The sequence below is a fragment of the Nocardioides sp. Z43_10 genome, assembly GCF_059766615.1.
The window spans coordinates 206,103-231,944 of sequence record NZ_JCBAJY010000008.1; the positions used below are offsets into that span (position 1 = coordinate 206,103).

Annotated in this window: 22 protein-coding genes and 4 tRNA genes; 12 read left to right on the forward strand and 14 right to left on the reverse strand. The window is 70.5% G+C overall.

Annotated features, from left to right (window positions below):
- Positions 1-44 precede the first annotated feature (44 nt).
- The 3 genes from AC6EI4_RS15855 to AC6EI4_RS15865 are packed head-to-tail and all read left to right on the forward strand — an operon-like array spanning position 45 to position 1,750.
- Positions 45-524, forward strand: coding sequence for a phosphoribosyltransferase (locus AC6EI4_RS15855; RefSeq protein WP_498452046.1), 480 nt, complete (start codon positions 45-47; stop codon positions 522-524).
- A gap of 39 nt (positions 525-563) precedes the next feature.
- Entirely contained in the window at positions 564-1,373 is an 810-nt protein-coding gene (locus AC6EI4_RS15860) for a HipA family kinase (RefSeq protein ID WP_498452047.1), read from the forward strand.
- Positions 1,370-1,750 carry a DUF3037 domain-containing protein gene (locus AC6EI4_RS15865; RefSeq protein ID WP_498452048.1) on the forward strand — a complete coding sequence of 127 codons (381 nt, stop codon included), beginning with the start codon at positions 1,370-1,372 and terminating at the stop codon, positions 1,748-1,750. Before AC6EI4_RS15860 ends, AC6EI4_RS15865 begins: the two co-directional genes overlap by 4 nt.
- Positions 1,751-1,816: 66 nt before the next feature.
- Here AC6EI4_RS15865 and AC6EI4_RS15870 read toward each other — a convergent pair whose 3' ends face one another.
- Genes AC6EI4_RS15870 through AC6EI4_RS15885 form a run of 4 tightly spaced genes read right to left on the reverse strand, consistent with a single transcriptional unit; the run spans position 1,817 to position 5,255 of the window.
- Entirely contained in the window at positions 1,817-2,560 is a 744-nt protein-coding gene (locus AC6EI4_RS15870; RefSeq protein ID WP_498452049.1) for a sirohydrochlorin chelatase, read from the reverse strand.
- 49 nt (positions 2,561-2,609) lie between these two features.
- Entirely contained in the window at positions 2,610-3,356 is a 747-nt protein-coding gene (locus AC6EI4_RS15875) for a phosphoadenylyl-sulfate reductase (RefSeq protein WP_498452050.1), read from the reverse strand.
- Positions 3,353-3,547: a hypothetical protein gene (locus AC6EI4_RS15880; protein ID WP_498423937.1), complete on the reverse strand. Its 195-nt coding sequence runs from the start codon at positions 3,545-3,547 to the stop codon at positions 3,353-3,355. The genes AC6EI4_RS15875 and AC6EI4_RS15880 overlap by 4 nt, the downstream gene beginning before the upstream one ends.
- Position 3,548: 1 nt before the next feature.
- Positions 3,549-5,255, reverse strand: coding sequence for a nitrite/sulfite reductase (locus AC6EI4_RS15885; RefSeq protein ID WP_498452051.1), 1,707 nt, complete (start codon positions 5,253-5,255; stop codon positions 3,549-3,551).
- Between the two features lie 440 nt (positions 5,256-5,695).
- Here AC6EI4_RS15885 and AC6EI4_RS15890 point away from each other — a divergent pair, with 440 nt between their 5' ends.
- A complete protein-coding gene (locus AC6EI4_RS15890) occupies positions 5,696-7,132 on the forward strand; it encodes a glycine hydroxymethyltransferase (RefSeq protein ID WP_498452052.1) in 1,437 nt (478 codons plus the stop codon).
- A 48-nt stretch (positions 7,133-7,180) separates the two neighbouring features.
- Positions 7,181-8,617 carry a flavin-containing monooxygenase gene (locus AC6EI4_RS15895; RefSeq protein ID WP_498452053.1) on the forward strand — a complete coding sequence of 479 codons (1,437 nt, stop codon included), beginning with the start codon at positions 7,181-7,183 and terminating at the stop codon, positions 8,615-8,617.
- A gap of 281 nt (positions 8,618-8,898) precedes the next feature.
- Here the strand turns inward: AC6EI4_RS15895 and AC6EI4_RS15900 are convergent, their stop codons facing one another.
- A complete protein-coding gene (locus AC6EI4_RS15900) occupies positions 8,899-10,545 on the reverse strand; it encodes an acyl-CoA dehydrogenase family protein (protein ID WP_498452054.1) in 1,647 nt (548 codons plus the stop codon).
- Between the two features lie 18 nt (positions 10,546-10,563).
- Here AC6EI4_RS15900 and AC6EI4_RS15905 point away from each other — a divergent pair, with 18 nt between their 5' ends.
- From AC6EI4_RS15905 to AC6EI4_RS15915, 3 genes are read left to right on the forward strand one after another with little or no spacing between them, the layout of a single operon-like run.
- Positions 10,564-11,502 carry a YihY/virulence factor BrkB family protein gene (locus tag AC6EI4_RS15905; RefSeq protein WP_498423942.1) on the forward strand — a complete coding sequence of 313 codons (939 nt, stop codon included), beginning with the start codon at positions 10,564-10,566 and terminating at the stop codon, positions 11,500-11,502.
- 13 nt (positions 11,503-11,515) lie between these two features.
- The gene (locus AC6EI4_RS15910; protein ID WP_498423943.1) at positions 11,516-11,884 is read left to right on the forward strand and encodes a hypothetical protein; all 369 of its coding nucleotides are present in this window, start codon (positions 11,516-11,518) and stop codon (positions 11,882-11,884) included.
- 9 nt (positions 11,885-11,893) lie between these two features.
- Entirely contained in the window at positions 11,894-12,991 is a 1,098-nt protein-coding gene (locus AC6EI4_RS15915; protein ID WP_498423944.1) for a potassium channel family protein, read from the forward strand.
- A gap of 10 nt (positions 12,992-13,001) precedes the next feature.
- Here the strand turns inward: AC6EI4_RS15915 and AC6EI4_RS15920 are convergent, their stop codons facing one another.
- From AC6EI4_RS15920 to AC6EI4_RS15930, 3 genes are all read right to left on the reverse strand, one after another.
- On the reverse strand, positions 13,002-15,251 hold the full coding sequence (locus tag AC6EI4_RS15920; protein ID WP_498452055.1) for a PAS domain-containing sensor histidine kinase: 2,250 nt from the start codon (positions 15,249-15,251) through the stop codon (positions 13,002-13,004).
- Positions 15,252-15,431: 180 nt separating this feature from the next.
- The gene (locus AC6EI4_RS15925; protein WP_498452098.1) at positions 15,432-18,476 is read right to left on the reverse strand and encodes a DEAD/DEAH box helicase; all 3,045 of its coding nucleotides are present in this window, start codon (positions 18,474-18,476) and stop codon (positions 15,432-15,434) included.
- A gap of 132 nt (positions 18,477-18,608) precedes the next feature.
- Positions 18,609-20,180 (reverse strand): SAM-dependent methyltransferase, encoded by a 1,572-nt coding sequence (locus AC6EI4_RS15930; protein WP_498452056.1) that lies wholly within the window; start codon positions 20,178-20,180, stop codon positions 18,609-18,611.
- A 270-nt stretch (positions 20,181-20,450) separates the two neighbouring features.
- Between AC6EI4_RS15930 and AC6EI4_RS15935 the strand changes: the two genes are divergently transcribed.
- Positions 20,451-20,987, forward strand: coding sequence for a SigE family RNA polymerase sigma factor (locus tag AC6EI4_RS15935; protein WP_498452057.1), 537 nt, complete (start codon positions 20,451-20,453; stop codon positions 20,985-20,987).
- Positions 20,984-21,766: a hypothetical protein gene (locus AC6EI4_RS15940; RefSeq protein ID WP_498452058.1), complete on the forward strand. Its 783-nt coding sequence runs from the start codon at positions 20,984-20,986 to the stop codon at positions 21,764-21,766. Before AC6EI4_RS15935 ends, AC6EI4_RS15940 begins: the two co-directional genes overlap by 4 nt.
- A gap of 103 nt (positions 21,767-21,869) precedes the next feature.
- Here AC6EI4_RS15940 and AC6EI4_RS15945 read toward each other — a convergent pair.
- From AC6EI4_RS15945 to AC6EI4_RS15955, 3 genes are all read right to left on the reverse strand, one after another.
- Positions 21,870-21,944 (reverse strand) — tRNA-Val (locus tag AC6EI4_RS15945).
- A gap of 39 nt (positions 21,945-21,983) precedes the next feature.
- Positions 21,984-22,054, reverse strand: a tRNA-Cys gene (locus AC6EI4_RS15950).
- A 25-nt stretch (positions 22,055-22,079) separates the two neighbouring features.
- A tRNA-Gly gene (locus AC6EI4_RS15955) sits at positions 22,080-22,152 on the reverse strand.
- A gap of 320 nt (positions 22,153-22,472) precedes the next feature.
- Here AC6EI4_RS15955 and AC6EI4_RS15960 point away from each other — a divergent pair.
- Together AC6EI4_RS15960 and AC6EI4_RS15965 are read left to right on the forward strand one after the other, a co-directional pair.
- The gene (locus tag AC6EI4_RS15960; protein ID WP_498423956.1) at positions 22,473-23,021 is read left to right on the forward strand and encodes a PGPGW domain-containing protein; all 549 of its coding nucleotides are present in this window, start codon (positions 22,473-22,475) and stop codon (positions 23,019-23,021) included.
- A 59-nt stretch (positions 23,022-23,080) separates the two neighbouring features.
- Positions 23,081-23,152, forward strand: a tRNA-Val gene (locus tag AC6EI4_RS15965).
- Between the two features lie 114 nt (positions 23,153-23,266).
- Here the strand turns inward: AC6EI4_RS15965 and AC6EI4_RS15970 are convergent.
- From AC6EI4_RS15970 to AC6EI4_RS15980, 3 genes are all read right to left on the reverse strand, one after another.
- Positions 23,267-23,464 carry a helix-turn-helix domain-containing protein gene (locus AC6EI4_RS15970; RefSeq protein WP_498425432.1) on the reverse strand — a complete coding sequence of 66 codons (198 nt, stop codon included), beginning with the start codon at positions 23,462-23,464 and terminating at the stop codon, positions 23,267-23,269.
- Positions 23,465-23,779: 315 nt separating this feature from the next.
- Positions 23,780-24,097 (reverse strand): hypothetical protein, encoded by a 318-nt coding sequence (locus AC6EI4_RS15975; protein WP_498452059.1) that lies wholly within the window; start codon positions 24,095-24,097, stop codon positions 23,780-23,782.
- Positions 24,098-24,521: 424 nt separating this feature from the next.
- Positions 24,522-25,832 carry a hypothetical protein gene (locus tag AC6EI4_RS15980; protein ID WP_498452060.1) on the reverse strand — a complete coding sequence of 437 codons (1,311 nt, stop codon included), beginning with the start codon at positions 25,830-25,832 and terminating at the stop codon, positions 24,522-24,524.
- Positions 25,833-25,842 lie beyond the last annotated feature (10 nt).

Below are 25,842 nucleotides of genomic sequence, written 5' to 3' on the forward strand. Positions count from 1 at the left end.
CGGCTGCCCGCGCGACGACACCGCCGGTGGTCCATGATGTGCCCATGAGCGACGAGCGCGAGGTCCTGACCTACGAGATGTTCGGGGTGGCGGCCCGGGACCTGGCGCAGACGATCGTCGACGATGACTACGAGCCCGACCTGGTGCTGTCCATCGCGCGCGGCGGCCTGGGCCTGGGGATGGCGCTCGGTTACGCGCTGGGGGTCAAGAACCTCTCCGCGGTCAACGTGGAGTTCTACACCGGCATCGACCAGCGTCTGGAGATGCCGGTGATGCTGCCGCCGACCCCGCAGGCCGTGGACCTCTCGGGGGCGCGGGTGCTGATCGCCGACGACGTCGCGGACACCGGCAAGACCCTCGAGCTGGTCCGCGCCTACTGCGCGGATCACGTCGCCGACGTCCGGATGGCGGTGATCTACGAGAAGACCCGCTCGATCGTGAAGCCCGACTACGTCTGGCGGCGCACCGACCGATGGATCGACTTCCCCTGGTCCTCCCAGCCGGTCGTTCGCAAGGGCTTCTGAGATGCGGGCTGCGCAGCTCGAGGCAGAGGAGAGGCCGGCGTGATCGACACCGTCTCGGTGATCCGCTACGTGACGCCGCTGCGTGAGGGCGGCAGTCTGCCCGGCATCGTGGAGGCCGACGACCTCGGCACCTACGTGTGCAAGTTCCGCGGCGCCGGCCAGGGCCTGAGGGTGCTCGTCGCGGAGGTGGTCGTGGCCGGTCTCGCGCGCCGTATCGGGCTGCGCACCCCCCGGCTGGTGGCGCTCCAGCTCGACGCGGACATCGCCCGCTACGAGGCCGATGAGGAGGTCCAAGACCTGATCAACGCGAGCCTGGGGCTGAACCTGGGGGTGGACTTCCTGCCCGGCGCGTTCGGCTTCGACGGCGACCTCCCCGCCGGCGACGCGGTCGCGGCGAAGGTGCTGTGGCTCGATGCCTTCTGCGCCAACGTCGACCGCAGCTGGCGCAACCCCAACCTGCTGATGTGGCACGGCGACCTGTGGGTGATCGACCACGGCGCGGCGCTGTACTTCCATCACGCCTGGTCGGGTGGGATCACCGATCCGGCCCGGTTCGCCCGGCAGCCCTGGGACGTCTCCGACCACGTGCTGGGGGCCTACGTGCCCGCGCTGGCGAAGGTGGACGCCGAGGTCTCGCAGCTGCTCGACGAGGAGCTGTTCGCCGAGGTGCTCGCCGAGGTGCCCGACGAGTGGCTGGAGCCGGTGCCGGGTGCCGAGTCGCCGGAGGCCGTGCGCGCGGCGTACGTGGCGTTCCTGACCGCTCGCCTCGCCGTCCGCGACTGGCTGCCCACCGGCACCGGCACCGGCACGGGTACCGACGGCGGCAGCGGCAGGGGAGGGGCCCGATGAGCAGGCGGGCGTACCAGTACGTGGTCCTGCGCTGCGTGCCGCGCGCCGACCGTGAGGAGTTCGTCAACGTCGGCGTCGTGCTCTACTGCCAGGCCGACGAGGTGCTGGCCGTCGGCACGCACCTCGACCCCGAGCGGCTGCGCGCGCTGCACCCGGGCCTGGACCTCGCCCACGTCCGCTCCGCCCTCGACTTCGTGGCGGGGGTGTGCGCCGGCGACGCGCGCGGCGGCGCGGCCGCGACCCGACCGATAGGCACCCGCTTCGGCTTCCTGAAGGCGCCCAAGAGCACGGTGCTGCAGCCGGGGCCGGTGCACAGCGGCCTCACCGACGACCCCGCCGCCGAGCTCGACCGCCTGGTGGGCTGCCTGGTCCGCTGATCCCCGGGTCGTGTGCCCCCACGACGCGCCTGGGCGCGTCCTCGGGCACACGACCGGGGAGGTGGCTCAGACGGGGACGAGCTCGACGGCGCCCACCGCGTAGCGGGCCAGGATGGTGCGCGCCAGCTCCGGGTGGGCGCCCAGCGGTGCGGAGACCGCGACCGCGCCCGCCTCGAGCGCCAGCTCCGCGGCCCGGTCCGGCAGGAAGCCGGGGGCGAGGAACAGCGAGGCGACCGCGATGTGGCGCCGGCCCTGGGCGCGGAAGGTCCGCACCGCCTCGCCGGTGGCGGGCGGAGCCGCCGAGGCGAAGGCCGCCGTCACCGGGAGCTTGTGGTGCGCGCCCCAGACCCGGGCCAGCCGGGCGACGGCCTGGTTGGCCAGCGGGTCGCTGGAGCCGGCGGCGGCCAGCACGAGCGCGTCGAGCTCGCGGACCCGGGCCTCGCTGAGCGCGGCGCGCAGCCGCTGGTCGAGCACCTCGAGGAAGGACTTCTCCAGCCCCAGGATGCCGGTGGCGCGGATCTTCAGCCCCTCGTGGCGCGCCGTCGCCTCCGCGATCGCGGCCGGTACGTCGACCTTGGCGTGGTAGGCGTCGTTGAGCAGCAGCGGCACCACCACGATCTCGTCGAAGCCGGCCTTGACCAGCCGATCCACGACCGTCGCGAAGGACGGGCGCGAGAGCTCGAGGAACGCCGGCTCGATGCGCAGGTCCGGGCGCATCGCGCGGACCTCGTGGACCAGTGCGGTGATCGTGGCGGCGGAACGGGGGTCGCGGCTCCCGTGTGCCAGGGCCACCAGTGCGGGTGCGGCCATCAGAGCAGTCTCCCTTCGGGGATCAGTGGTGCGCAGTGCCTCGTGTGCGTCATGTGTGGATCCCGCACTCGGTCTTGTTGGTGCCCGCCCAGCGTCCGCTGCGCGGGTCCTCGCCGGGGGCGACCCGGCGGGTGCACGGCCAGCAGCCGATGGAGGGGTAGCCGTCGTAGGCCAGTGGGTTGACCAGGACCCCGTGCTCGGCGATGTAGCTCTCCACCTGGGCATCGCTCCAGCGCGCCAGCGGGGAGACCTTGACCTTGCCCTTCTTGGCGTCCCACCCGATCACCGGCGCCAGCACGCGGTTGTGGGTCTCCGCGCGCCGCATCCCGGTGGCCCAGGCGTCGTAGCCGGCCAGCGACTCCGCCAGCGGCTGCACCTTGCGCAGCTTGCAGCACAGGTCGGGGTCGCTCTTGTAGAGCTCGCGCCCGTACGTCGCGTCCTGCTCGGCCACGCTGAGCCGGGGCTGGATCGTGACCAGGTTGACCGGGAGGGTGGCCTCCACGGCGTCGCGGGTGCCGATCGTCTCCACGAAGTGGTAGCCGGTGTCGAGGAAGACCACGTCCAGGCCGGGGGCGACCTTCGCGGCGAGGTGGGCCAGGACGGCGTCGCCCATCGACGACGTCACGCAGAACCGGTCGCCGAAGGTGGCCACCGCCCACTCGATGATGTCCTCGGCCGGAGCGAGCTCGAGCTCGGCGCCGACGTGGGAGACCAGCTCGCGCAGCTCCTCGGAGCTGCGTCCCTCGGTGTGCGTGCCGCGGCGGTTGCGCGCCGCGGTGGTGCTCGCGGCGCTCACGACGAGCCCTCGCGGGCGGAGTCGGGGCGCAGCAGCCCGATCATCTTCAGCGAGAAGGCGCGCATGCACGATCGGCACTCCCAGGTGCCGTGCGGGGAGGAGACCTCGCCGGTCTCGGAGATCGCCTCGTGCGGGCGCAGGTCCTCGTCGCCGCAGAAGGGGCAGTGGAAGGGGACGGCGCGTGCGCTCATCTCAGACCACCTCCAGGGTCTTCTCGCCGCGCAGGTGTGCCTCGTCGGCGCGCGCGGCCCAGCGGGCGAAGGACTCGCCCGGCTCGCGGTCGGCGAGGTAGGCCGTCACCACGTTGGTGATGTAGTCGTCGAGCTGGGCGCTGGTGACCTTGTGCGCGCGCAGCTTGCGCCCGAAGTTGGCGTTCAGCCCGAGCGCGCCGCCCAGGTGCACCTGGAAGCCCTCGACCTGGCGGCCGTCGGCGTCCAGCACCAGCTGGCCCTTGAGCCCGATGTCGGCGACCTGGGTGCGCGCGCAGGCGTTGGGGCAGCCGTTGACGTTGACCGAGATGGGGGTGTCCAGCTCGGGGAAGCGCTGCTCGAGCTCGGCGACCAGGGCGCGGGCGCGCTCCTTGGTGTCGACGATCGCCAGCTTGCAGAACTCCAGGCCGGTGCAGGCCATCGTGTTGCGCCGCCAGTTCGACGGCGTCGCGGTCAGGCCGATCTGCTCGAGCTCGGCGCTGAGCGCGGGCACCGACTCGGCGTCGACGCCGAGCACGACCAGCTTCTGGTACGCCGTGAGCCGGGCGCCGAGCGCGCCGTACCGCTCCACCAGCTCGGCCAGGGCGGTGAGCGTGCCACCGCTGATCCGCCCGGCGATCGGGGCGACACCGAGGTAGAACTTGCCGTCCTTCTGCTCGTGGATGCCGATGTGGTCGCCCTGGCGCTCGGGGATGGCGGGGGAGGGGCAGTCGACGAGCGTGCGGTGCAGGTACTCGGTCTCGAGGACCTCGCGGAACCTCTCCACGCCCCAGTCGGCGACCAGGAACTTCAGGCGGGCGCGCGAGCGCAGCCGGCGGTAGCCGTAGTCGCGGAAGATCGAGGCCACGCCCTCCCAGGCGTCGGCCACCTCCTCGAGCGGGATCCACACGCCCAGGCGCTGCGCGAGCATCGGGTTGGTGGACAGGCCGCCGCCGACCCACAGGTCGAAGCCGGGGCCGTGCTCGGGGTGGACCGTGCCGACGAAGGAGACGTCGTTGACCTCGGGGGCCACGTCGTGGCTGGGGTGGCCGGTGACGGCGGTCTTGAACTTGCGCGGCAGGTTGGAGAAGGCCGGGTTGCCGATGAAGCGGCGCTTGATCTCGGCCAGCGCGGGGCTGCCGTCGATGATCTCGTCGCGGGCGATCCCCGCCAGCGGGGAGCCCAGGAAGGGACGCGGGGAGTCGCCGCAGGCCTCCTGGGTGTCGAGGCCGACGGACTCCAGGCGCTCCCAGACCGCGGGCACGTCCTCGATGCGGATCCAGTGGTACTGGATGTTCTGCCGGTCGGTGACGTCGGCGGTGTCGCGGGCGTAGGTGGTGGAGACCTCGCCGAGCGCGCGCAGCTGCTCGGGGCCGAGGATCTTGCCGTCGGAGCGGACCCGCATCATGAAGAACTCGGCGTCGAGCTCGGCCGGGTCCACGGTGGCGGTCTTGCCGCCGTCGAAGCCCTCGGCGCGCTGGGTGTAGAGACCCCACCAGCGCATCCGGCCGCGCAGGTCGTTGGGGTCGATCGAGGCGAAGCCTCGCTTGGAGTAGATGCCCTCGATGCGGGCGCGCACGTTGAGTGCGTCGTCGTCCTTCTTGAACTGCTCGTTGGCGTTGAGCGGCTCTCGGTAGCCGAGGGCCCACTGCCCCTCGCCGCGCTTGGGGCGCGGGCGGGGCGTGCGTGCGGCGGGGGCCTGATCGTTCACGGGACGTTTCCTAACGCGGTACGAAGACGCGCGATGCGCGGGGCCGACGCCGCGACGGTGAGGTCGTCGGGGTGGCCTGCGACCGGCGCCCGGTGGTCTGAAGGTTCACAGTCGGGCGTCCGTCGGACCAGCGGGGGGCTGGCACGACGAGGTCAGCAGGGCCAACACATGGAGCTGCGCGTACGCCCGTAGTCCACGTGGCGTCGAACCACGAGGTACGTGTGCGTTGCGGAGCTGATCATGACGGCGAGTCTCACGGAGCGGACGGCGTCTCCACAACCGGCAATCTCATGTGGTGAGACGTCTGTCCAAGATGCGGACCTGCCAAGTGGCTCAGTGGGGCGGTCCGCGCGCTGGGTGAGACGCAGGTCACCTCTGCGGCCGGTCTGCGGCTCGGCGCGGGGAGGCGGCCGGTGTGGCGGGTCACTAGGCTGGGAGACATGACGGATGAGCGGATCAGCAGCGTGTACACCCAGGCTCTCGAGGTCATCGCCTCGGTCGAGCCGCGGATCGCGGCGGCGACCCGCCAGGAGCTGGAGGACCAGCGCGGATCGCTGAAGCTGATCGCCTCGGAGAACTACGCGTCTCCGGCGACGCTGCTGACGATGGGCACCTGGTTCAGCGACAAGTACGCCGAGGGCACCGTCGGGCACCGCTTCTACGCGGCCTGCCAGAACGTCGACACGGTCGAGGCGCTGGCCGCCGAGCACGCCCGCGAGCTGTTCGGGGCCCCGTACGCCTACGTGCAGCCGCACTCGGGCATCGACGCCAACCTGGTCGCCTTCTGGTCGATCCTGGCCCACCGCGTGGAGAGCCCCGCGCTGGAGCGGCTCGGCGCCAAGAACGTCAGCGAGCTCACCGAGTCCGACTGGGAGAAGCTGCGCCACGAGCTCGGCAACCAGCGTCTGCTCGGCATGTCGCTGGACGCCGGCGGCCACCTCACCCACGGGTTCCGGCCGAACATCAGCGGCAAGATGTTCCACCAGCAGCAGTACGGCACCGACCCGGTGACCGGGCTGCTCGACTACGACGCGCTGCGCGCCAAGGCACGCGAGTTCAAGCCGCTGATCCTGGTCGCCGGCTACTCCGCCTACCCGCGCCGGGTGAACTTCGCGAAGATGCGCGAGATCGCCGACGAGGTCGGCGCCACGCTGATGGTCGACATGGCGCACTTCGCCGGCCTGGTCGCGGGCAAGGTCTTCACCGGCGACGAGGACCCGGTGCCGTTCGGCCACGTCACCACCACCACCACCCACAAGTCCCTGCGCGGCCCGCGCGGCGGTCTGGTGCTGGCCCAGGAGGAGTACGCCTCCTCGGTGGACCGCGGCTGCCCGATGGTGCTCGGCGGCCCGCTCTCGCACGTGATGGCCGCCAAGGCCGTCGCCCTGGCCGAGGCGCGCCGGCCCGAGTTCACCACCTACGCCCACGAGGTCGCCGACAACGCCCAGACGCTGGCCGAGGGCTTCCTCAAGCGCGGCGCCCGCCTGGTCACCGGCGGCACCGACAACCACCTGGTGCTGCTCGACGTCACCTCCTTCGGCCTCACCGGTCGCCAGGCCGAGTCGGCGCTGCTCGACGCCGGTGTGGTCACCAACCGCAACTCGATCCCGGCCGACCCCAACGGCGCCTGGTACACCTCCGGCATCCGCCTGGGCACGCCCGCGCTGACCACCCGCGGCTTCGGCGCCGAGGAGTTCGACCGGGTCGCGGACCTGGTCGTCGAGGTGCTGTCGAACACCCAGCCCGGCACGACCAAGGCGGGCGGGCCGTCGAAGGCGTCGTACCAGCTGGCCGACGGGGTGGCCGCCAAGGTCAAGGACGCCTCCGCGGAGATGCTCGACAAGCACCCGCTCTACCCCGGGCTCGTGCTGGGCTGAGTCTGCGACACCCGGGGCGGGGCTGGGATCGTGCCTAGACTGCCCCGGGTGAGCGAGCACCTCGACGTCGTCATCATCGGAGCCGGCCTGTCCGGGATCGGCGCGGCCGCCCATCTCGTCGACGCCTTCCCCGAGCGCAGCTACGCGGTGCTCGAGGCGCGCGAGCGGATCGGCGGCACCTGGGACCTGTTCCGCTACCCCGGGGTGCGCTCGGACTCCGACATGCTCACCCTCGGGTACCACTTCAAGCCGTGGCTGGGCGGTCAGGTGCTCGCCGACGGCGACTCGATCCGCGACTACGTCACCGAGGCGGCCCAGGAGCGGGGGATCGACCAGCGGATCCGCTTCGGTCACCGGGTCACCCGGGCGGAGTGGTCCAGCGCCGAGGCACGCTGGACGCTGAGCGTCGAGCACGACGGCGAGACCCGCGAGCTCACCGCCGACCTGGTCTGGGCGTGCACCGGCTACTACCGCTACGACCGGGGCCACGCGCCGGTCTTCCCCGGCATCGAGCGGTACGCCGGGCGGCTGGTGCACCCGCAGGACTGGCCCGAGGACCTCGACCACTCCGGTCAGCGGGTGGTGGTGATCGGCAGCGGGGCCACGGCGGTGACGCTGGTACCGGCGATGGCGCGCGAGGCCGCCCACGTGACGATGCTGCAGCGCTCCCCGACGTACGTGGTCGCGCTGCCCTCCCAGGACCGGGCCGGCGCGCTGCTGCGCCGGGTGCTGCCCGGGCGCGCGGCGTACACGCTGAGCCGGTGGAAGAACGTGCTGCGCGCGATGGCCTCCTACGAGCTGAGCAGGCGCCGCCCCGCAGCGGCGCGCCGACTGTTCCGGCGGCTGGCCGCGGCCCAGCTGCCCGAGGGCTACCCGGTCGACGTGCACTTCAGCCCGCGCTACGACCCGTGGGACCAGCGGCTGTGCGTCGTGCCCGACGGGGACCTGTTCCGGGCGCTGCGCCACGGGGACGCCTCCATCGTCACCGACACCATCGAGACGTTCACCGAGCGCGGCATCCGGCTGGCCTCCGGCGAGGAGCTCGAGGCCGACCTGGTGGTGAGCGCGACCGGCATCGAGGTGGCGCTCTTCCACGGGATGGACCTGGTCGTCGACGGGGAGAAGGTCGACCTCGCCGAGACGATGGCCTACCGGGCGATGCTGCTCAGCGACGTGCCGAACTTCGTCTTCGTCTTCGGCTACACCAACGCCTCCTGGACGCTGAAGGCCGACCTCGTCTCGCAGTACGTCGTCCGGCTGCTGCAGCACATGGACCACGTCGGTGCCCGCACGTTCGTCGTACCGCGCGACCCGTCCGTGGCGGCGCTGCCGTTCACCGACTTCCAGGCCGGCTACATCCAGCGGGTGATGGACCGGCTGCCCAAGCAGGGCGACCGCGCGCCGTGGAACCTGAGCATGAACTACGTCCGCGACCGCCGGGCGCTGGCCCGCCCGGTGGACGACGGGGTCCTCAGCTTCCGGTGACCGGCGTTACGTCGCCGGGCCTGAAAGACGCGGCCGGGGCCGCCGTTTGGTCCCCAACGGATGTGATTCGGCGTCCGGGCATGCCGTTTCTGCCCAATCGGTGAGGGTTGGCGTGTGTCGGCGGAGAGATGTCGCCGTTTGGTCCCCAACGGGTGCGATTCGGCGTCCGGGGGTGCCGTTTCTGCCCAATCGGTGAGGCTCAGCGTCTGACGCCGTACGCCGTACGCCGCACGCCGCACGCCCGCACGCCACGCCGCGGCCCCAACCCCCAGCCCGCAGCCTCACCCCAGCACCGGCGTCGCCCGCTCCACGATCGTGCGCAGGCCGCCGGAGGTGAGGGTGCCGAAGGTGCCGTTCCAAGTGGCGCCCAGGCGCGAGGAGCAGAACGCGTCGGCGACCTCCGCGGGGGCGAAGCGGACCAGTAGCGAGCCCTGCAGGCAGGCGGCCATCTGCCCGGCGAGGCGCCGCGCGGCCACCTCGAGGCCGGCCGCGTCGCCCAGCAGGGCCAGCGTGTCGTCGACGGCGCGGTCCAGGCGGGCATCGGCGCCGCGGGCCAGGCCGACCTCGGTGATCCAGGCGTCGAGGGCCTCCGGCTCACGGGAGAGTGCGCGCAGCACGTCGAGCGCGTTGACGTTGCCCGAGCCCTCCCAGACCGAGTTCAGCGGGGACTCGCGAAACAGCAGCGGGAGCCCCGACTCCTCGACGTAGCCGTTGCCGCCCAGGCACTCGAGCGCCTCGGCCACCATCGCCGGGGTGCGCTTGCAGACCCAGAACTTCGCCAGCGGCAGCGCGATCCGCCGCAACGCCGCCTCCCGCGGATCGTCGCGGTTGTCCACGGCGGCCGCGAGCCGGATGGCCAGCGCGGTGGCCGCCTCGGACTCGACCGCCAGGTCGGCGACCACGTTCTGCATCAGGGGCTTGTCGGCGAGCAGCGACCCGAACGCGGAGCGGTGCGCGACGTGCCACGACGCCTCGGCCAGCGCCTTGCGCATCAGCGACGCGGAGCCGAGCACGCAGTCCAGGCGGGTGGCGGCCACCATCTCGATGATCGTGCGCACCCCGCGGCCCTCGTCGCCGAGCCGGATGCCCAGGGTGCCGTCGAGCTCGAGCTCCGCGGAGGCGTTCGAGCGGTTGCCGAGCTTGTCCTTGAGGCGCACCACATCGAGCTGGTTGCGGGTGCCGTCGGGCAGCACCCGGGGCACCACGAAGCAGGTGACGCCGCCGACCGCCTGGGCGAGGACCAGGAAGACGTCGTTCATCGGCGCGGAGGTGAACCACTTGTGCCCGTGCAGCGTGTACTCGCCGTCAGCCGCGGCGGCCCGGGCGAAGGTGACGTTGCTGCGCACGTCGGAGCCGCCCTGCTTCTCGGTCATCCCCATCCCGGCCAGCGCGCCGCTCTTCTGCGCGGCCGCCCGCACCCCCGGGTCGTACGACGTCGCGGCCAGCAGCGGCTCCCACTCCTTGGCCAGGGCCTCGTCGGCGCGCAGCGCGGGCACCGCGGCGTAGGTCATCGAGATCGGGCACCCGTGGCCGGGCTCGGTCTGGGACCAGGCCAGGAACCCCGCCGCGCGCCGTACGTGCGCGTGCGGCGAGTCCGACTCCCACGGGGCCGCCTGCAGGCCGTGGCCGACGGCGCGCTCCATCAGCCAGTGCCACGAGGGGTGGAAGCGCACCTCGTCGACCCGGGTGCCGTAGCGGTCGTAGGGCACCAGCTGCGGCGGGTGCTCGTTGGCGAGCATGCCGTGCTCACGGGCCTCCGCGCTGCCGGCCTGCGCGCCCAGCTCGGCCAGGTCCTCGACCACCTCGGGCGCGGCGTGCCGGGTGACCGCCTCGGTGAGCGCGAGGTCGGAGGTGACGACGTTGTACCCGGCCAGCACAGGAACCTGATTGATGACGGTGCGGATGTCGGCCCGGCTGTCGGTGCGCATGTGGATACCGTAGGCGCCATGCCGATCGCGGGGGAGCAGCTGCGCCGGATCGGTGACCTGCTGTGGCGGGTCGTGGTGGCGACCGTGGCCTCGTGCATGCGCTACCGGGTGACCGGGCTGGCGGCCGAGGCGGCGTTCTTCGCGGTGCTGTCCATGCCCCCGCTGGTCTTCGCACTGGCCGGGGCGATCGGGTACGTCTCGGAGGGGTTCCCCGAGGCGCGTGTGGCCGACGTGCGGGCCGCGGTCATCGACCTGTCCTCGCAGGCGCTGACCGAGGACGCGGTGAGCTCGATCATCGAGCCCACCATCGACGAGGTGCTGGCCGGCGGGCGCTACGACGTGATCTCGATCGGCTTCGTGCTGGCGCTGTGGTCGGGCTCGCGGGCGCTGAACGTGTTCGTCGACACGATCACGATCATGCACGGCCTGGGCGGGCAGCGGGGGATCGTGAAGACCCGGGCGCTGTCGTTCGGCCTGTACGTGATGGGGCTGGCGATCGGCATCGTCAGCCTCCCGCTGATGGTCGCCGGTCCGACGCTGGTCGGGCGCTGGGTGCCGGAGCGCTTCGATGCCATCGAGTCGCTGTACTGGCCGGTGGTCCTCGTGCTGGGCATCTGCTTCCTGGCCACGCTGTACCACGTGTCGGTGCCGGTGCGGACGAACTGGTCGTTCAACCTGCCGGGGGCGACGTTCTCGCTGGTGTCGTGGGTGCTCGGCTCCTACGTGCTGCGCTGGGTGCTGACGGTGACCGCGGCGGAGTCGGCGAGCATCTACGGGCCGTTGGCCGCACCGATCGCGGTGCTGCTGTGGCTCTACCTGGTCTCGATCGCGGTGCTGATCGGGGCGGCGGTCAACGCGGCGTGCGACGCGGTGTTCCCGCAGCTGTCGACCAGCCGGGCCCGCTTCGAGCTCGCCCAGCGGTTGAGGTCCCGGCGCGGGGTCCGCGAGGCGTCGTGAAAGACTCGGCGACGTGGCGAACGTGAATCTCCCTGCCCCGTTGATCGTGGCCGGTGGCGCCCTGTGCGTGCTGGGCGGCTACCTGATCGGTGTCGTGACCGGACCGGACATGGTCTCGCAGACGACCGGCACCGTCGACTCCTTCAACTCGACCTCCAACGAGCTGTGCCTGTCCGGTGACGCGGTCGCCGACCAGGAGGGCGCCGAGGAGGGCGTCCTGTGCGGCGTGTGGCGCCGTGACTCCGGCTCGACCACGCCCCACGAGGGCGACAGCTTCCGCTTCGTGTCGGTGCAGACCCCCCAGGCGCCCGAGGACGAGCGCGACGAGGACGACGAGACAGCTGGCGGCAAGGTGTACATCTACGGCGACGTCGTGGACTAGGTTCCTCACGTGTCAGACCCGGAGTCCCCTACGACGCGTCCGCGAGGCTACGCCGACGTCGCGCTCCCCGACCCCGAGCGCTCGCCGTGGTGGGAGCTGGGCCGGCGGCTGCTCGCCGCGGCGGGGATCCTGGTCGGCACGGTGCTGCTGGTCTACTTCGACCGCACCGGATACAGCGACGCCAGCGACGGCAAGGTCGACCTGCTGGACGCGATCTACTACACGACGGTCACCCTGAGCACGACCGGGTACGGCGACATCGCGCCGGTCTCGGACACCGCCCGGATGATCAACGCGTTCGTCATCACGCCGGCCCGCATCGCCTTCCTGGTGCTGCTGATCGGCACCACCCTGGAGGTGCTCGCCTCCCAGGGCCGCGAGATGTTCCGGGTCGCCCGGTGGAGGAGAAAAATGGGAGACCACGTCGTCGTCATCGGGTACGGCACCAAGGGCCGCAGCGCGGTCGAGACGCTGGTCAGCAACGGCCGGGAGCGCGACGAGATCGTGATCGTCGACCCCAGCGGACCGGCCCTGCACGAGGCGCACGCCGACGGGCTCGCCGTGGTCACCGGCGACGCGACGCGTCGCGAGGTGCTGCGCCGCGCGGGCGTGGAGAACGCCAGCCAGGTCATCATCACCACCGACCGCGACGACTCCAACGTGCTGGCCACGCTCACCGTGCGTCAGCTGAACCCCGACACCTGGATCGTGGTCTCGGCGCGGGAGTCTGAGAACGTCCCGCTGATGCGCCAGAGCGGCGCGAACTCGGTGATCACCTCCTCCGAGGCGGTCGGCCGGCTGCTCGGGCTGTCCTCGGTCTCGCCGCAGCTGGGCTCGGTGATGGAGGACCTGCTGACCTACGGCGAGGGCCTCGAGGTCGCCGAGCGCGACCTGCTGGTCAGCGAGGTGGGCAAGCCCCCGCAGTCGCTGCCCGACCAGGTGATCGCGGTGGTGCGCGACGAGAAGGTGCACCGCTACTTCGACCCCGTCGTCACCCGGCTGGCCCGCGGCGACCGGCTGATCGTCGTACGCCCGTCCCGGGAGCGGCCGTGGGCGCCGCGACCGGGCACCCACGGCGAGGACCTGGCGATCGACGAGCGCGAGTGAGCGTCCGCGCTCAGGCGTGACGCCGTAGCGGCAGGGTCACCGTGAAGGTGCTGCCGTGCCCGGCCCGGCTGTGCACGTGGATGCTGCCGTCCATCAGCTCGACCAGCTGCTTGCAGATCGCCAGGCCCAGGCCGGTGCCGCCGTAGCGGCGGGTGATCGAGCCGTCGGCCTGGCTGAAGGAGTGGAAGAGCCGCGGCTTCTGCTCGTCGCTGATGCCGATCCCGGTGTCCTCCACGACGAAGCGGAGCCGCTGCTCCTCGGGGCCCGCACCGGGGACGCCGGCCACATCGGCGCGCAGCCGGACGTGGCCGGCCTCGGTGAACTTGACCGCGTTGGACAGCAGGTTGGTCAGCACCTGGGAGAGCCGGGCCGGGTCACCCCAGGCCTGGGCGGGGACGGCGCCGTCCACCGCGGTCTCGAAGGTCAGCGCCTTGTCGGCGGCGGTGCGCTCCAGCATCGAGGCGGAATCGCGCACGACCGCGCGCACGTCGTACTCGGCAAGGTCCAGGCGGGCCATCCCGGCCTCGATCTTGGAGAAGTCGAGGATGTCGTTGACCAGCGCCAGCAGCCGGCGCCCGGACCGGTCGATCGACCCGGCGAGCTTGGCCTGGGCGGGAGCGAGCTCGGTCTCCAGCAGCAGCTCGGTGCCGCCGAGCACGCTGGTCAGGGGGGTGCGGATCTCGTGGCTCATGTTGGCCAGGAAGAGCGACTTCGCCTGGCTGGCCTCCTCGGCCGCTAGGCGTGCCTCGCTCAGCTGGCGCTCGGCCTCCTTGCGCTCGGAGATATCCATCATCGACCCGACGCAGCGCACCGCGATGCCCTCCTCGTCGCGCACCACATAGCCGCGGGCGAAGACGGTCACCTCATGCGAGTGGAGAGCCCGGAAGCGGTACTCGGCGATCCACATGTCCTCGTCGGAGGCGTAGACGTCGCGCATCGAGTCCAGCACCGCCGCCCGGTCGTCGGGGTGGATGCGCTCGGTCCACCAGTCGTTGTCGATCTCGAGGCCGTCGCCGTCGATGCCGAACATGGCGTGGGTGGCGCCCCACCACATGGTGACCTCGCTGAGCAGGTCGGTGTCCCAGATGACCTCGCGGGTGGCGCGGGTGATCAGCCGGTGGCGCTGCTCGTTGCGGCGCAGGGCATCCTCGGCGATGACCCGCTCGGTGACGTCGCGGGAGATCCCGCGGAAGCCGACCGGCTCGCCGTCCTCGTCGCGGACCAGGGAGACCGATGTGGACACGTATCCCTCGCTGCCGTCGGGGGAGATGAACTTCCAGTCGAAGCCGGGCTCGGTCTGTCCGGTGCGCAGCACCTCGGCGAAGTGGTGGTGGACCTTGGCGAGGCTGTCGGGGTGGGTGAACTCACGGTGGTTGGTGCCGATCAGGCTGTCGGCCGGCCCGCCGAAGAGCGTGGTCAGGGACTTGTTCAGGAACGTCATGTTGCCGAAGAGATCGACCTCGAAGTACCCCTCGGCGATCTCGGCCAGGATCGTGCGGTAGCGCTCCTCGCTGCCGCGCAGCTCGCGCTCCGCGGCACGGCGCGAGGTGATGTCGCGCGCGATGGAGATGACCTCGCCACCGGGCAGCCGGGAGACCGACGACTCGAGTGGGAACGTGGTGCCGTCGCGACGCCGGCCGGTGACCTCACCCTGCCAGCGACCCCGCGGGTCGCTGACGAACGACGCCGGCCAGGGGGGCTGGTCGGGGCCGGTGAGCACCGAGAAGTCCTGTCCGATCAGCTCCTCGCCGTGCTCGAAGCCGTGCATCCGGGTGCGGGCGTCGTTGATGGAGACGATGCGCTGCTCGGCGTCGATGATGCAGATGCCGTCCATCGCGGTCGCCACCGCGGCCCAGGTCAGGTCGAGGTCGTTCTGCAGCTGGAGTCGTTCGGTGACGTCCTCGGCGATCCCGTACACGCCGACCACCTCGCCGTCGACGACGATCGGCAGGCCGGTGATCCGCACGCAGATCCGGCGGCCGGACTTGTGCAGGATCAGCGCCTCGAGCTGCTGGGGCTCCTGCTCGACGACCTTGAGGAAGGCGGTCATCGTCGCGTCGAGGTGCTCCTCGGCGATGATCCGCGCGAACTCCATCGACCGGAGCTCGTCCTCGGTGTAGCCCGAGACCCGCTCGGAGGCGGGGTTGGCGGCGGTGAAGCGCCCCGCCAGGTCCAGGGAGAACACGGCGTGCGGGTTGTACTCGAACAGCGAGCGGTGGCGCTGGCTGGTCTCGACCAGCGCGCGCTCGTGCGCAGGCACAGCCCTCGCCGGATCGGTCCGCACGCGTGGCCCCCCTCGCCGTGTCGGTGTCCTCCGGCACATGCTGTTGGGCGCCGGGTGGTCATTCTTAGCACTTTCCGGCTGAGTCGGCAGGCGGTTCGGGCGCAAGGGGTCGAGCCTGTCGGGCGCGGCCGATGCGTAAGGGTCAGGGCAGGCAGCTCAGGAGTCGACCAGAGCGGCCTCGGTGAAGAAGGTCGACGGCATGGCGTGCTGCAGCTCCCAGGTGATGGCGATCGGACGCTCGCCCACGTGCTTGACATACGAGGCGGGACCCAGGAGCACATACGGGGCGGTGTCGTATTCGCCCTTGTGCTCGATGCGGCAGAACAGCAGCACCGTGCTTGCTCCCGAGAGGTAGCGCTGTCCGGTGGGTGAGGCGACCGAGGTGGCGTTCTGCGACTCCCAGTGGAAGAGCGTCGGGCTGATCGGGTAATCGCGATACATCGTGGTGGGGGAGTAGTCGGCCTCGGACTTCTTCAGGGTCACGAAGAGGGCGTCTACGTTGAGCGGCTCGCAGTACGCCACGCCCTGCATCATGCTGGTCGGCTTGCGGTTGAGGTTGGCGTAGTCGAGGGCCGCGAGGATCTCCTCGCGCTGGTATGAGGCATGAACGCGCAGGGGAACCGCGGCGAGGTCCTTGGTCAGCGGGATGGCGTCGTGGCGCGTCGCGTCGAACACCAGGTCGATCACCGAGCCGAGCTCCGCGGCCGCCGCGTGTTCGGTGCGGATGGCGGCGAGGCCTTCGTCGTACGACGAGAAGCCGCCAGCGGCGGGGAAGGCGGAGAAGAACAGCATGCGTGCCAACCGTTGCTCCAGGCTGCTGAGATCGGCGTAGGGATCAGCCGAGTCGAGGAGGGTGCGGTAGCCGACCGCTCGAAGCTCGTCGTCCACGTGGGCGAACGCGCGGATCCGCTTGAGCAGGTCACGCTCGCGCGGGGTGCCGGCGAGCGTGGGCAGGCCGGCGTCGCGGCGCAACTGGGTCCAGGAGCGCTGGCCGCGGCGCAGGATGTCGGGAAGCTCGATTCCCGACTCGTGCACGAACGTCGGAAGGTCCAGATCGCCGTACGAGCGCAGTTCCGCGGTCATCGACTTCCAACTGTTGGCGACCTGGGTGCGCAGGTTCTCCAGGATCAACGACTGAGCTTGTCGGTCCATGATGATCTGACAGCCGGACGGCAGAAACGGGAACCCCCGTTCGATCTCCCGCTCGAGTCCTCGACGAGTCTCGCCGGTCAGCGCCCGCAGTTTCTTGTCGAAGCGGAACTCCTGGCGGTGGTGTCCGACGAAGTCCAGAACGGTCAGTACGGCCTTGTGAGGGGTGCGCCGCAGTCCGCGACCGAGCTGCTGCAGGAAGATCGTGGCGCTCTCGGTGGGACGCAGGAACAGGACCGTGTCGACCTCGGGAAGGTCGAGGCCTTCGTTGAACAGGTCCGCCGCGAAGAGGATGTTGACCCGTCGCGACTTGAGGTCGTCGAGCGCCCGCTGGCGCTCGGGGACCGGGGTATCGCCGCTGACGCAGAGCGCGGGGATGCCGGCAGCATTGAACGACTGCGCCATGAAGCGGGCATGGGCGACGCTGACGCAGAAGCCGAGGGCACGCATGGAACCGGGATCCAGGACCTTCTCGCGCAGATGCCGCAGGACGATCGCGACCCGGGCCTGGTTACCGGTGTAGACGTGGGACAGTTCGCCCTCGTCGTACCGGCCACGACTCCAGCTGATGCGCCGCAGGTCGGTGCCGTCCGCGACGGCGAAGTAGTGGAAAGGACACAGCAAATCCTTGCCCAAGGCATCCCATAAGCGCAGTTCGGTGGCTGTGCGACCGCCGAAGAACTCGGCGCGGACGTCGACACCGTCAGCGCGCTCGGGAGTGGCGGTCAGCCCGAGCAGCTCACGAGGCGTCAGGTGCTCGAGCAGTCGTCGGTACGTCGGCGCCTGGGCGTGGTGGAACTCGTCGATGACCACCACGTCATAGGCCTCGGAAGGAATGTTCGTGACGCCATATGATTGCAGCGACTGCACGCTGGCGAAGACCTGATCCCAGCGCTCGGGGCGCGCCCCGGCGACGTAGAGCTCGCCGAATGTGGGGTCGGTCAAGACCTCCCGATACGTCCGCAGCGACTGCTCGAGGATCTCCTTGCGATGTGCCACGAAGAGCAGTCGTGGCCGCTCGGCCGCGGTGGTCCCGCACAGCCGGCGGTAGTCGAGCGCAGCAACGACGGTCTTGCCGGTTCCCGTGGCGGCGACGACCAGATTGCGATGCCGGTCGTGTACATCGCGCTCGACAGCCAGCTCGTCGAGCATGTGCTGTTGGTAGGCGAAGGGCCTGACTTGGAGACCCGACAGGCTGATCGTCACCCGGTCGTGCTGGCGGCGTCCTGAGGCTTCGGCCAGTGCGTCGTCCAAACGATCCCGGTCCCGGTCGGGCTGATAGATCTCGAAGCTCGCGTCGTTCCAGTAGGTGTCGAAGGTTCCGCGGAACTTGTCCAGCAGCGCCGGGGTGGCAACCCGAGACAGCCGGACGTTCCATTCGACCCCGTCGAGCAGGGCGGCGCGGGAAAGGTTGGACGAGCCGACGTAGGCCGTGTCGTAGCGGGTCTGGCGGCGGAACATCCAGGCCTTGGCGTGGAGGCGGGTCCGGGCGGCGTCGTACTGGATCCGCACTTCCGCGCCCAGCTCGTGTACGAGGCGGTCGAGCGCAGCCCGTTCGGTGGCGCCCATGTAGGTCGTGGTGATGACTCGTAACGGCGCGCCGCGGCGCCGCAGTCGTCCGAGCTCGTCCTCGAGTAGACGCAGACCATGCCACTTGACGAAGGCGCACAGCAGGTCGACCTCGTCGGAGGTGTCGATCTCGGCGCGCAACTCGGCTGCCAGGTTGGGCTCGCCGGAGCTGTTCGTCAGCAGCGCTGCGTCGGACAGGGGCGTCTTGGGTCGGACTGGTTCCAGTCCGAGCACGCCAGGACCAGCTGGCGAGCTCAGCCGACGCAATTGGCGCGCCGGGGCATCAACTCGCGCTGCGGGGGCCTCGAGCGACACCACGAGGTTGTTGAGGAGCTCAAGGCGGGCATCCGGGTCGCTGCGGTTCTCCAATGCCTGACGAGTGAGCTCATAGATATGTCGGGCCAGCACATGTGGTTGGTCAGCCTGGTCGACCTTGGCGATCTCCGCTCGCAATGCCACTTCCGAGCCGAGCGCCACCTGCATCTGCTGGGTGATGAGCTGTTCGTGCAGGCCAGGAGCGAGCGGCTGTTCCGTCACCGGGACAAGCTCTCACGCTCGAGCGTCAGGTGGGAGGCAATCGGCAATTCAGCCGCGCCGAAGGCACGCGTCCAGGGGTTACTCCGCGGTGCCGCGCACCGCGACGGTGAGCACGTGGGTGGCCGGCCACTCGAGGGGGTCGCCGGTCTGCGAATCACGCAGGGTCGCGCTCGGCTCGAAGCGGTGCTCGACGAGCCAGTCGTTGCGCACCTCGGTGGACGCGGTCGCGAGGGCGAAGCCGGCGTCGGTGAGGAGCGTCTCCCAGTCGCGGTAGGAGAGGTCGCAGAACCGCTCGTGGCACTCGGAGAGCCAGTTGTCGACGTAGTCCTTGCGGGTCATGAACTCCATCGCCTCGCGAAGCGTGAGCTCCCAGGAGCCGTGGGCGAGCCGCTTCGGTGCGAAGCGGGCGCCGGAGAGCCGCGCGAAGTCGTAGGCGAACTGCGTCATCCGCGCATCTGTGCTCAGCGCCGCGACGAGTACGGCGACCTCGTCACTGGGCAGCGCGTCGAGCCCGGTGTGGGGGGTCTCGATCCCGGTGCCGTCGTCGGTGTTCAGCAGCAGCACCACGACCCTGTCCGGGTCGGCGGGGCCGAGGACGTCGGAGTTCACCCACACGCCACCGGGCCGGGTGTGGGCGTAGATGCGGTCGGCGAACGTGCGCAGCGAGCTCACGCCCTCGCCGTAGGAGGAGATCTCGTGGGTGAGGGCGACGGTGACCGTCGAGTCGACGCTGCGCTCGGCCATCACGGGGCCGGTGAGGGCGTTGGAGCGGATGAACCAGATGTTGGGGTTCTCGAACACGCCGGCTGCCTTCTTGTGCTCGGCCTCGGCGAGCAGCGGCCGAGCGATGTCGACCCCGAACAGGTCGGACTCGGCGAACCGCTTGTCGGCGGCGGCGTGCTCGAGCAGGCCACCGGTCGCGCAGCCGATGTCGAGGACCCGGCCGGGGCGCAGGTGCTCGGCGACGATGTCCCACTTGCGGCTGGACGCCTGCTCGAACGACGCGGCGTAGGTGCGGTAGTCGCGGGTGGCGGTGAGGTCGCCCTCGTCGGAGATCACCGGGTCGGAGAACAGGTCGCGGATGCGGGCGTCGAGTCCGTACCTGCGCCAGTAGGAGACGGTCTCGGGGTGCGCGGCCTGCACCCACTGGGGGTCGCCGGCGGCGCACAGCTCCACGACCTGCCACGGCCCCAGCGGGACGGGATCGGCGCCGGCCTCGACGGGCGCGATCCGGTACCCCAGCGCCTCGTACTCGGCGGCCACGGTCGGCGTGGAGCACGCCACGATCGTGGTCTGTGGGGTCACCTCGCTCAGATGGGGCAGATCGGTCGTCGCGGTCGTCGCGACCAGCTGCGCGAACCGCGGGTGCGCGGTCACGTCCGGCACCTCGACCACCAGGCTGGGGATGCCTGCGGCGGCCGAGACGCGCTCGACGAGACCGACACGCCGGTGCCCGGGGACGGGGTTGCGGCGCGTGTTCGCGTGGCTCGCGGAGGTGATCGCCCAGACCACGTCGGCGTGGTCGGCGAAGGCGATCGGCTCACCGGTGGTGTCGCACTCCTTGCCGGCAAGCAGCCGGGTCAGGTAGTCGACCTGGAACGCGGTCACGGCATGGTGGCGACCGGGGAACAGGATGTGGAGGTAGGTCACGGGCACCATGGTGCGGCACGGGGGGCCTGGGTGCTCGACCCCACGCGGGCACCTCTCGGGCGGGGGAGCGCCACGGCGGCACCGCCCGGACGTCCCACGCGCCTCGACAGATGCCAGGGCCCCGACAACTATGGGGTCGCACACCACGGCATCGCGCTGGAGGAGGCCAAGACCCTCATGGCTCGAGCATCCTGGCGGATCCTCGAGCCGGGTGACACATATTCGCCGCTGGTCTCGTCGTAGGGGTGAGGGGCACAGACGCCCAGGGACGTGGTCCTCACCGGCGCAGGAGGCCATGTGCGACACACCGATCGGGGCGACTTCGAGCAGTTCGCTCGGGCCCGCTCCCATGAGCTGTTACGAGCCGGGTGGCTGCTCACCGGCGATCGACACCGTGGCGAGGATCTGGCCCAGGAGACGCTGGCCCGGGTGTTCTCACGGTGGTCGCGGGTCAGTGCGGCCGACAACCCGGCCGCATACGCTCGCACGATTCTGACCCGGATCTATCTCGACTCGGTACGGCGCCGCAGTTCGACCGAGGTCCCGGTGGCCGAGCCACCGCCTGGCCAGGTGGCCATGCCCGACAGTGACCTACGGCAGGTGCTGGTGGCGGCGTTGCGCGAGCTGACGCCGCTGGATCGTGCGGTGGTGGTGCACCGCTACCTGCTCGACGCCGATGTAGCCACCGTGGCCCGCGACCTCTCGCTCACCGAGAACGCAGTTCGTACCAGGGCCTCACGCTCTCTCGCCCGGATCCGGGAGCACCTCGGAGCCGACTTCATCGATCTCCACGAGAACAGCCGTTGAAAGGCGACGACATGACACACGACAAGCCCCTGCGCGATGACCAGATGACCCGGCTGATGCAGCACGCCATGCACTCGGTGACCGCGAGCGAGGAGCTCGTCGCCGGTGGCCTCAGCCGAGGGCGGCGCGCCACCCGTCGCCGGCGCTCGGCTCAGGCGGTGGGGATCGGCGCGGTCGCGGCGCTGGCGACGGTGGCGACGATCGCGGCGCCGTCCCTGCTCGGTGACCAGGACGATCGCCGATCCTCGGCGGCGAGCAGCCCAGCCGATGAGGCCCCCAGCACCGCGGCTGGGCGGACACGAGAGCCGGCATCACAGCCGGACGCGCTCGCGCCCCACCTCCAGCGGGCACAGAAGCTTCTGCTCGACGCTTTCCCGGAGCAGATGCCGGACCCCGGGTATATGACCACGGTCGACTACGACCCTGACGGGCGCGGTCTCGGCGAGATCGTGGCGGTCATCAGTTCCGACGTTCCCGGAAGCGTTCGTGGACAAGACGCCAGGTGTGACCGGGTCACGGCCTCGCCGGCCCCCGACGACTGTGTCGAGAACGGCGCCGGCTGGGTCTTCACGGGTCCGTCGTTGCCCGACGTCTCGGGCAAGCATCCAGAGCTGGCGGGTGTGGGGGCGGTGTACATCCTTCGCGACGGCAACATCGTCAACCTCATCGCCTACAACGCCCTGCAGGCCAACCGCGGGGGCGAGCCGACCCGCACCGACCCGGTGCTCGACGCTGCCGAACTGGTCGAGTTGGCCACCAAGACCGAGTGGTTCGACTGAGTGGTTCGACTGAGCCATCAGCAGAACCTCATGAGGTGTCCGGGCATGCAAAAACCCCGCCTCCCGAGGACCGGGAAACGGGGTCTGACCTGCGGTGATGCTCTGGTGGGCGATACTGGGTTTGAACCAGTGACCTCTTCCGTGTCAAGGAAGCGCGCTACCACTGCGCCAATCGCCCGTACGAGCCACGATCCCGGTGAAGGGGCCGAGGTTGTCGAGGTGGAGACGGGATTTGAACCCGTGTAGACGGATTTGCAGTCCGTTGCCTCGCCTCTCGGCCACTCCACCGTGGAGGCTCAAACTTTTCTCTCCGAGCGGACGACGAGGCTCGAACTCGCGACCTCAACCTTGGCAAGGTTGCGCTCTACCAACTGAGCTACGTCCGCTTGCTGCTCTTCCCGGCTTTCGGCCGGTCAGGGCGACGGAGAGAACATTAACCACAGGGGACAGGTGCTGCCAAATCGGGTCCCCGGTGAGCGTGTCGCCCGGGCGTCGGATGGGGGAGTCCGCTGCGACGTCGGGAGGTCTGGGGCTAGGGGTGAGCGTCGTCGGGTCCGCGGGCCCGTCGCGACCCCTAGGCGACCGGGCTGAGACGTCGCTGAAAGCGCCCCCACACCCGTCGCATCGACCCGTCACGCAGATCAGGGGGCGGCTAGGCTCGACAGAACAGCGCCGCGTGGGCGCCCGGAGCAGAGTTGGAGGCAGGGTGACCGACGAGGACGGCGCGATGACTGCCGAGCCGATGCGTCCGACCGAGGAGGCGGCCCCCGGCCAGGCCGACGCGGATCGGTCCATCGCCGGCGGTCGTGAGGATCGATCGGTCGAGGAGCCGCACTTCTTCAAGAGGCTGCACGCCCGCATGCACAGCAACCCGGTCACCTCGCTGGCGACCAAGGTCGTTGTCACGTTTCTCGGCGCCACGGTCATCGCGGCAGGATTCGTGATGATGGTCACCCCGGGGCCTGGGATCGTCGCCATCGTCGTCGGTCTCGGCATCCTGGCCACCGAGTGGGACTGGGCCGAGCGCTGGATGCACGCCGCGCGGGCCAAGGCTCACGAGGCTGCCGAGCGGGCCCGCGCCGTGGATCCCGCCGTACGGCGACGTCGGATCCTGCTCACCACGCTCGCCGTTCTGGTGGTCGGGGGAGCGCTCATCGCCTACCTCGTCGCCTACGACTGGCCGCGGATCGCGGTCGACGGGTGGGACTGGGTGCAGGACCTCAGCGGGGTCGTCCCGGAGCTTCCCGGCATGTGATCGCGGCCCGAGTGTGAGTCCACGCTCGGGATGCGCTAGTGTTTCCGCCGCAACCACACGGGCGATTGGCGCAGTGGTAGCGCGCTTCGTTCACACCGAAGAGGTCACTGGTTCGAACCCAGTATCGCCCACCGCACCCAAAACCGCCTCTGACCTGCAAAAACAGGCATCAGGGGCGGTTTGCATTTCCGCCGTCGTAGTCCCTACGTAGTCCTCAGAAACCTTGGCGGTTCGTGGTCCTCGAGTCACCAATTGACCGCCGGGATGCGTTGGAGGGCCGCCTCGAGGTCCTCGAGCTTGATGCGGATCGGGCGGTGGCCGCAGTGGTAGGCGGGGATGGTGCCGTCGCTGATCCGGCGTCGGATCGTCTTGGTCGAGACCGACATGACGGTGGCCGCCTCGTCGATGCTCAGGTAGGTCGGGAGGTTCCTGTTCTGGCTCATGACGTTGCTCCTGGCGTTGTGGTGGGTGTTTCGGGCGGACGAGCCGGGCCTGGCGCTTCGTGTCCCGTGCTGGGTAGGTGCGACTCCCATCCCGCGTTCAGCCCGTCGGGTCAGTTGTCGCCGGGATCGATCGAGACCTGAAAGTCCGCAACGACGTCGACCTGCCACGGAGCCGCGAGGTGACCGCGCTGCCGGACGGCGAGTCGTAAGAGCAGCCGCTCGATCTGGATCAGCGGCAGAGGTGGTGGCGCCGGTACGTGGTGTGCATGACGTGTCTCAGATCGCCGGCGGGCGCGGACCGGGCTGTGTCTTCTCCTAAGGGGCCAGCCCGTCCAGGCCGTTGTGACAGTCGGTGGTGACGGCGGTCTTGAAGGCTTCCGATGTGCTGGGATGCACGACGGCGGTCGAGGTCTGCTGCTGGATAGGGCTGGCCCTGGGGAGCCTGGTCCAGAGCGCACCAGGCGAGGCGCCGTTGCCGTTGAGCCAGTTGGCGAACCGAGCATCGTCGCCGGGGCTGCCCGCACGGACTCCGGTGCGCGGCAGGTCAAGTCGTTCCACAGCGCCACGCGAGAGGTGGCGTTCTCGGGCATTCATGTTGTGCCAGATCCGGTCACGGATCAGTGTGGACTCCACCGCCACGAGGAGCCACGCCGTCTCCGGGCCCTGAGGCGGGTGCCGTCGGAGTGGAGGGTGCCGAGCTGGTCAAGTGTGAATGCCCGCCTCGGCGTTGGGTGGTGCTGGCTGCCGCGGCGCCACGGGCGGCGGAAAAGGAGTGCCGCGACGGGCTCGCGGTCGACCATCAGCGAGGCGGCGAGGGCTCCGCGGCTGGGAGCGGGCTTCACGTCGGCCACCACCTCGAAGCCGAGCTACCTCCGCGCCTCGTCGGCGACACGCGTCCCGTGACAGGTGGGGATCGCTCGTGGGTTGCCGCTTCTGACGTAAGGACCGGGTAGTGGTCAGCCGCGCCTCGGGGGGTGCGCTGCATGGGGTGTGCACGACCTGCCTGGACATCACAGCTACGACCGCAACCCTGCCAGGGCGGTGCCGGAAGGGGAGCTCACAGCTCGAGTTGTTGGGTGGGGAGCTGCTGACGTGACGCGGGGCGGTGTGCGATCGCCTCGTCCAGGGCCCTCCGACTCGCGCGACTGTCCGAAGGGGAGCCAGGGGTCTGTCGGGGTGGTGGCAGCGCGCTGCGAAGCAGGTGTGTCACGTTTGTCTGAAGCGCTGGGGTGATCGGTACGAACTGCTCCCCGACCGGTGCGAGCAGCTTCCGGTCGTTGTCGACCTTGAGGGGGACCGTGCGGCGGGTGAAGTACAGGCGTTCGTGCGCGCCACGCTCGAAGACGTCCGCCAACCGCTGGTCCACCCGATCGAAGAGCGAGCCGAGGTCTCGCAGCTCCCGCTGCGGCAGCGGGGTATCGGTCGGGATCCTGCGTAGGCGGCTGATCGCGTTGGCGGCCTCGGCCACGGCTGCGCCGCCGGCGCCGAGCCGGCCGTCGATGTCACGGGTTGCGTGCTGTACTGAGGCGTAGTTCTGCTCGCGGGTTGCCCATCGCTGGGCGAGGTCCGGGGCGGTGCCCGGGGTGCGTGTTGTCAGTAGGTGGGACAGCTCGCGCTGGGAGTCGAGGAGACGGCGGAAGTTCAGCGCGGTCGGGACCCTGTCCAGGTGGGTGAGCAGGTTGTGCTCGCACTGGACGACTCCGGCGATGCCGGGGCGGGGCCGGGCGTCGGGAGGGCGTGCAGGTGGGCGTGCGCCGCGTCGGTCGACGCTGTAGTCGGCGACATCGAGGAACGCGCACGCCTGCGCAGCGTTCATCAGCGTCACGCGTCGGCTCAGCGGCTCCCAATCGGGGATGTTCTTGTAGCGACGGTCGAGGACGATCAGGGCACGGAGCACCTCGGCGACGTCATTGGTCACGGTCAGGCCTTGGGCCAGGTCGAGTCGCCCTCGGGCTACCTCACCGGGGAAGTCGTGCTCCCCGAGCGCGGCGGCGCGGGCCGCGCCCCGCCACCCCTCGACCAGGGCGAACTCGTGCGGCGTGGTCAGGTCATCCAGGCTCGGTAACGTCGCGGTCGAGTCGTCCATGGTGTGGGTCAGGCTGCGCAACAGAACGGCGTCGGCGCTCCCGCTGCGTGCGGCGCGATCCAAGTACGTGCTGGGGCTGGCCGCGGTCAGGACCTGTCGGCACCAGGTCAGGACGCCGTACCGGTACTGCTGGATCAGTCGGCCGATCTTGGCCCGCTCCGCGTCGGTGGTGGTGACGGGCACCGTGTGGATGCCGGCACCGCCGATGCGGTGCTGGATCCGGTGTTGACGCAACAGGCTCGACAGCTCGGCCCGCAAGGCGTCGGAGTTCTCCCCGTACATGGGTGTGGAC